At 39.1% G+C, this 6,000-nt stretch carries 4 protein-coding genes, 8 tRNA genes and 1 rRNA gene; 11 read left to right on the top strand and 2 right to left on the bottom strand.

All coding sequences use genetic code 11. The features are described 5' to 3' along the window. From BUB77_RS27845 to BUB77_RS27800, 10 genes are all read left to right on the top strand, one after another. Positions 1–320 (top strand): 23S ribosomal RNA (locus BUB77_RS27845); the annotation flags it as partial. A gap of 91 nt (positions 321–411) precedes the next feature. Continuing rightward, a tRNA-Asn gene (locus BUB77_RS27840) sits at positions 412–483 on the top strand. 83 nt (positions 484–566) lie between these two features. Beyond that, positions 567–638: transfer RNA gene (locus BUB77_RS27835), tRNA-Glu, on the top strand. A 33-nt stretch (positions 639–671) separates the two neighbouring features. Then, a tRNA-Thr gene (locus tag BUB77_RS27830) sits at positions 672–744 on the top strand. Between the two features lie 3 nt (positions 745–747). Then, positions 748–821: transfer RNA gene (locus tag BUB77_RS27825), tRNA-Ile, on the top strand. Between the two features lie 78 nt (positions 822–899). Continuing rightward, positions 900–973, top strand: a tRNA-Asp gene (locus tag BUB77_RS27820). A gap of 51 nt (positions 974–1,024) precedes the next feature. Further along, a tRNA-Val gene (locus BUB77_RS27815) sits at positions 1,025–1,097 on the top strand. A 33-nt stretch (positions 1,098–1,130) separates the two neighbouring features. Further along, positions 1,131–1,216: transfer RNA gene (locus BUB77_RS27810), tRNA-Leu, on the top strand. 21 nt (positions 1,217–1,237) lie between these two features. Next, positions 1,238–1,311: transfer RNA gene (locus BUB77_RS27805), tRNA-Arg, on the top strand. 219 nt (positions 1,312–1,530) lie between these two features. Beyond that, positions 1,531–2,031 (top strand): DUF1700 domain-containing protein, encoded by a 501-nt coding sequence (locus BUB77_RS27800; RefSeq protein WP_073280435.1) that lies wholly within the window; start codon positions 1,531–1,533, stop codon positions 2,029–2,031. Between the two features lie 89 nt (positions 2,032–2,120). Here BUB77_RS27800 and BUB77_RS27795 read toward each other — a convergent pair whose 3' ends face one another. Together BUB77_RS27795 and BUB77_RS27790 are read right to left on the bottom strand one after the other, a co-directional pair. Continuing rightward, positions 2,121–3,038: a PAS domain-containing protein gene (locus tag BUB77_RS27795; protein ID WP_073280434.1), complete on the bottom strand. Its 918-nt coding sequence runs from the start codon at positions 3,036–3,038 to the stop codon at positions 2,121–2,123. Between the two features lie 24 nt (positions 3,039–3,062). After that, positions 3,063–5,069: a methyl-accepting chemotaxis protein gene (locus tag BUB77_RS27790; protein ID WP_073280433.1), complete on the bottom strand. Its 2,007-nt coding sequence runs from the start codon at positions 5,067–5,069 to the stop codon at positions 3,063–3,065. 343 nt (positions 5,070–5,412) lie between these two features. Between BUB77_RS27790 and BUB77_RS27785 the strand changes: the two genes are divergently transcribed. Further along, positions 5,413–5,973 (top strand): tyrosine-type recombinase/integrase, encoded by a 561-nt coding sequence (locus BUB77_RS27785; protein WP_073280432.1) that lies wholly within the window; start codon positions 5,413–5,415, stop codon positions 5,971–5,973. Positions 5,974–6,000 lie beyond the last annotated feature (27 nt).

The raw sequence follows: 6,000 nt of genomic DNA, 5'->3' as shown, positions 1-6,000 counted from the left end.
TGGGTTCAGAACGTCGTGAGACAGTTCGGTCCCTATCCGGCGCGGGCGTAGGATATTTGAGAGGAGCTGACCTTAGTACGAGAGGACCGGGTTGGACTGACCTCTGGTGTACCGGTTGCACTGCCAAGTGCATGGCCGGGTAGCCAAGTCGGGAAGGGATAAACGCTGAAGGCATCTAAGCGTGAAGCCCCCCTCAAGATGAGATATCCCATAGCATAAGCTAGTAAGACCCCTGAAAGACGATCAGGTGGATAGGTTAGAGGTGGAAGTGTGGTAACACATGCAGCTGACTAATACTAATAGGTCGAGGGCTTGACCTAAGTAAGTGATTTGTTTCACTTATGGTTATTTCAATGTTCATATATTTCATAATTTCTAATTTTGGATAAGATAATATCAAGTGTAGTTTATTCCTCGATAGCTCAATGGTAGAGCACACGGCTGTTAACCGTGGGGTTGTAGGTTCGAGTCCTACTCGGGGAGTTGTACTTAACAAATAGCCGTTAAGTACGAAAAACTAAATAATGATTGACAAACATCAATATTTATGTTATAATTAATGTCATGGCTCCATGGTCAAGCGGTTAAGACATCGCCCTTTCACGGCGGTAACAGGGGTTCAAATCCCCTTGGAGTCATTTTTTTGTACCATGAACGTGAAAATGTTTTGTGCCGACGTGGCTCAATTGGCAGAGCAGCTGATTTGTAATCAGCAGGTTATCGGTTCAAGTCCGATCGTCGGCTTTTGGACCTTTAGCTCAGTTGGTTAGAGCAACCGGCTCATAACCGGTCGGTCCGGGGTTCAAGTCCCTGAAGGTCCATTACAATCTGTATAAATTGTGTATTATTTAAACAGAGAGTATCCAAAATAAGCATTACATATTTTATTTATCATATATGGCCTAGTGGCTCAGTTGGTTAGAGCGCCGCCCTGTCACGGCGGAGGTCGAGGGTTCGAGTCCCTTCTGGGTCGTTTCTTTAGAAATAAAGAACCAAATAAATAATTTACAGCAGAAGTTTTCATGGGATCTTAGCTCAGCTGGGAGAGCATCTGCCTTACAAGCAGAGGGTCATAGGTTCGAGCCCTATAGGTCCCATAAATAATTGACTATTGAAGTTAATTATTGAATGCCGGCGTGGCGGAACTGGCAGACGCACAGGACTTAAAATCCTGCGGGCTTAATCGCCCGTACCGGTTCGATTCCGGTCGCCGGCATTTAGCAAGTTAATAAAATTTGTGCGTTTAGCTCAGCTGGATAGAGCGTCTGGCTACGGACCAGAAGGTCGGGGGTTCGAATCCTCTAACGCACGTATAAAGACTGTGATTTCTTTCGTAGAAATTGCAGTTTTTTTGATATACGGGAAATATGGAAGGAACAGCCTTAAAGATGGAATTCTAATCAAATGTTAATCAGCTGCTATTTACGGCTATAGTTCCTTGTGTTAAAATGAGAGTAATTATTAAAAATTTAGGGAAACTAAGGATAAGTGGCTTTTGACCGTATAAATCGGTTTATGTTAGGAGGATACATGACTAAGAATGAATTCTTATCTGAACTTAGAATTGCTTTGGCGGGTGAAGTGCCGGAAGGTGAGATAGAAAATAATATTCGTTATTACGACAGCTATATAAAGGAGCAGGCAGCCCTTAAAACGGAAGAGCAGGTATTGGAAGAGCTGGGTGATTCCAGATTGATTGCGAAAACGATAATAGAGACATACCAGCTGTCTCACGGGCCGTTATACCATAGTAAAATGAATCAGTCAGCCTATCAGGATGGCGATACCACGGACTGGACGGAAGATAAAGAGGATAGCGTATATGGGCAGGAAAACAGCGGTTACCAGTCATATGGCATTCATCAGATCAAATGGTACCATAAAGTGTTATTAGGGGTAATAGCCGCTTTAGTTCTAGTAGCGGTAATATTCATAGGAGGCTTTATGATAAAGCTGTTTTTTACCATTGGAATACCGTTATTAATTGTTTATTTCATTTATAAGCTAATAGAGAATAATCGAAAACGTTAAGCAGGTAAAAAGGGAAAGTGTCTTAATCTGGGAGGATAGACACTTTCCCTTTTTGTGGATGTTGGATGAACTAACTAACGAATTATAGGCTAATAGTATATAGGAATTAATATACTATTGTAAAAGCAATATTTATTCGGGCCCAGTGTTTTTGATCTATGCATTGCCAGACTCGAATTTTTTAATAAAACCTTTGCACTACGGCCATTCATAGGATATATTGCCGCACCGATATTCATGGTGATAGTATATAGGTGATTATTTATAATGAATGGTGTGCGGGAGTAATTTATAAGTTCTGCCAGCTTTCTGTCTACAGAATGTTTGGAGGTAACTCCTCCAATTAGCAGAGCATACTCATTTTCGCTGATACGGCATAATAAATCCTTTGAAGAAAGACGATTATTTATGTCCGTGATAATTTTTATCATCAGCTTTTCTATGTTGTTATCATTAAATTTGCCTGTATCTGCCATTTGGATTTTGGGGTGCAGATATAATACGGCAAAGCATGATTGGGCATTTGCGATTTCCTTTTCCAGCCTGTTCAGAAAGAGAGGAGTAAGTGGGATACCTGTTGCTGGATCGTGCTGTGAAAGGTATTTAAGCCTTTTTTCCATACACTTTCTTTCAGTAATGTTAGTGTGTAAACCTGCCATTTTAATAAGTTTACCATTACTATTCCAAAATGCCTTTCCCCTGCTTAAAATCCAGATATATTCATTATCTTTATTTCTGACTCTATACTCACAGTTATAATAGGGAGCCTTTTCTTTTAAATACCAGGCTAGATAACTTAATACGGCGTTTAAATCCTCTGGGTAGATCTTTGAGGACCATATCCTGAAATAATCCCGGATTAAATTTCCTTCAAATTCAAGTTCGTTTTTACAGTAGTCTGAGATATAGGCCGTATCGGATGGGAAATACCATTCCCAGTAGGTACTGTCTATATCTTTGTTATATAATGGAGTCTTTGAATTCCCAAATCTCATTTCATATTTCATTATTCATCATCCTCCTAAGTGGCGCTATATCTTAAAGATAGCAACCGCATCCAGAAGCAGATGGGCTTTTTCCTTTGCATCTTCTGTCAGCTTAATTACCTCATTGGACTTTTGTACAACACTGGAAGCTTCTTCTGCTATTGTTGAAGCACCAAGAGCTTCTTCTCCGGATGCACTGGCCACTTCATTAATAGCTTTTGTCATATCCTGAAGGGAGGCCAGGAGCTCCTCGGAGGTAGCACTGAATTCTGTTACCATATCATTCATTTCAAGAGAATGAGAACTATACTGATCTCCTATACCTTCAAGGTTCTCGTAGTCGACCATTACCTGACTGTCAATAAAGCTTAAGATTTCGTTGGAGCTGGAAGTCAGATTGGAGACTGCTTCCAGTATTGTCAGCGTTACTTCCTGAATCTGTGTTACAGTATTTTTTGAATCTTCTGCTAATTTTCGGATTTCTTCTGCAACAACAGCAAATCCCTTACCGGCTTCTCCTGCTCTTGCTGCTTCTATAGCCGCATTCAGTGCCAGTAAATTGGTTTGAGAGGTAATCTCAAGTATAGCACCGGATAGGATATTGATTTGTTCAACAGCCTTTGATTTATCAATAGCAGCCCGCAGATTGACTTTGGTTCTGTCGTAAATATCGATAGCATTATTTCTGGAGGTTTTTGAATTCTTTTGCATGTCCTGTGCCGTATCAAGCATATTGGAAAGAGTACTTGTGCTTTCCTGGGCCTTTTGTGCAATGGATTCGGAAGCCTTTTCAATTTCACCGACAGAGCTGCTCATTTCCTCAGAAGAGGCAGCGGTTTCTTCGATACTGGCGGATAACTCCTCTGTAGTTGAGGAGATTCCCTCAATGTTGCCGTTCAAATCCTCCATATTGGAATTGATATTATTTAAAATCTCGGCAACGGTCTGGGACTTTTCAGATACCTCTTTTACAATACCTTTTATGGAAGTCTGCATGACATCTATGGAGGAAGCCAGGAGGCCGGTCTCATCCTTCATTTTCAACAGTTTATCAGGGATTTTTCCTGTAAAATCTCCGGTAGAGACTATTTGCAGATAGTTCGAGGCTGCCTTTACTGGCTTGGCTATATTGTTGGAAATCAGATATGTAATAATAGCACTGATACCGACAAAAACAATGCTAATGATAATTACAATAACCTTAAGGTCGGCAATGCTTTTCATTACTTCGTTTCTGGGAGCGGTTATACCGAGAGACCATTGTGTACCTGTAACCGATGTATATGCCATGAATTTTCGTATACCATCATAGGTATATTCCCCAACGCCTGACTGGCCATTCATCATTTTCTTTTCAAGGTTTGCTAACTCCTTGAGTTCAGGGTCTTTTTTTGATTCTTCAATTGCATTGTACATATTTTTAACTAAGTCTTCATTACTGTTGGCAATGGAAATACCTTTATTATCTATCATAAAGGCACTGCCGCTGGTGCCGTAATGAATATCATTAGTTAAGCTGGTTAACTCGTTGCCATTACGGGTAGCAGTCAAAACACCAATTACTTTATCGCCGGACTTTATAGGGACTGCATAGGTTACAATCAGAAGATTGTCGGTCTTGCTTATCATAGGATTAGAAACATAAGGCTCTCCCTTTACTGCAGCCTTAAAATATTCTCTGTCTGATACATTGGCAGTGGTGCCAGCTGTTGTATACAGGTTGCCATCCAGACCCACGATAGACATTCTAAGATGCCCTGCCCTGTCTACTTCCTTTTTTAATAAGGACAGTTTCTCATCCATGGAAAGGGTTGCAGATTGGATTGTATCGGTCTCAGCCATTACTTCAAGAGCGTTTAATTGGGCATTCACTCTTTCCTGAATCAAGTCCGCCGACTTTGAAGCTAATTGCGTTAAGGATTCCGATATACTGTTTGACATAGCAGATGAAGCACTGTAATAAGTAAGGATTCCAAGTCCTCCGCAGATGATGATTACCAGTAGGCCAAAGGATATGGCTAGTTTGGTTTTTATACTTCTTGTTTTTTTCATTTGTAATCCTCCATTTTATATTTAAGGCTCATTGAGCCTTAGTACCATGATGAAATAATTTCCAAACTCCCAATTAGGAGGGGAATATTTATAGATTAGTAAATATGGAGTTTATAACTTGCATGAAATTAGAGCAAATTGGTGATTTTTATGTAACATTATCCTTAAAATGATACATTGGCCATTTCTGAGATATTGATAAAATCAGGGTTTTTTTAGTATTTTTTTAAATTTATAAATGAGAGTTGCTTTATTGCAATGTATCTTTTATAATAAATTTGCAGAAAAATTACATTAAGAAGTCATTGTTTATGTTAAGCTGGTAGAAGAAAGGAAACGGGAAATGACAGTAGAGCCTATACGCAGTAAGGGAAAAATAACGAAGATGTATAACTATTTGAAAGCAAAGGATGACAAATATGCATTGCTTTTTAAGTTTGGGTTAAATACCGGACTTAGAATAAGTGATATCCTTCCTCTTAAGACAATCAATTTAACTTTTCAAAACGGGAATTACCGCGAATACTTAATTGTAAAGGAAAAGAAGACATCCAAGGAAAAAAAGATAAAGATAAATGATGCTCTTAAGAAAGAATTATCTGAATATATGAGAATACATAACTTGAAATCAGATGATTACCTGTTTCCTAGCAAAAAAGGCGGTCATATTGGCCGGGTTCAAAGTTATCGATTTTTAAAAGAAGCAGCTGACCTTATGGGAATTGAGAATTTTGGAACACATAGTTTGCGGAAAACCTGGGGATATTGGACTTATAAGTTATCAAAATACAATATAGGACTTATTATGGATACCTTCAATCATAGCAATCAGCAGATCACTCTGCGCTATATTGGGATTAATCAGGATCAGAAAGATGGCCTGTATACCTTAGTACAATTCTAATTGACATAGACCTATTATAATTAATAT

Source organism: Anaerocolumna jejuensis DSM 15929 (assembly GCF_900142215.1).
Lineage (GTDB): Bacteria > Bacillota > Clostridia > Lachnospirales > Lachnospiraceae > Anaerocolumna > Anaerocolumna jejuensis.
The sequence above is the reverse complement of the archived record's forward strand: the minus strand, read 5'-3'. Positions and strand labels throughout refer to the sequence as shown.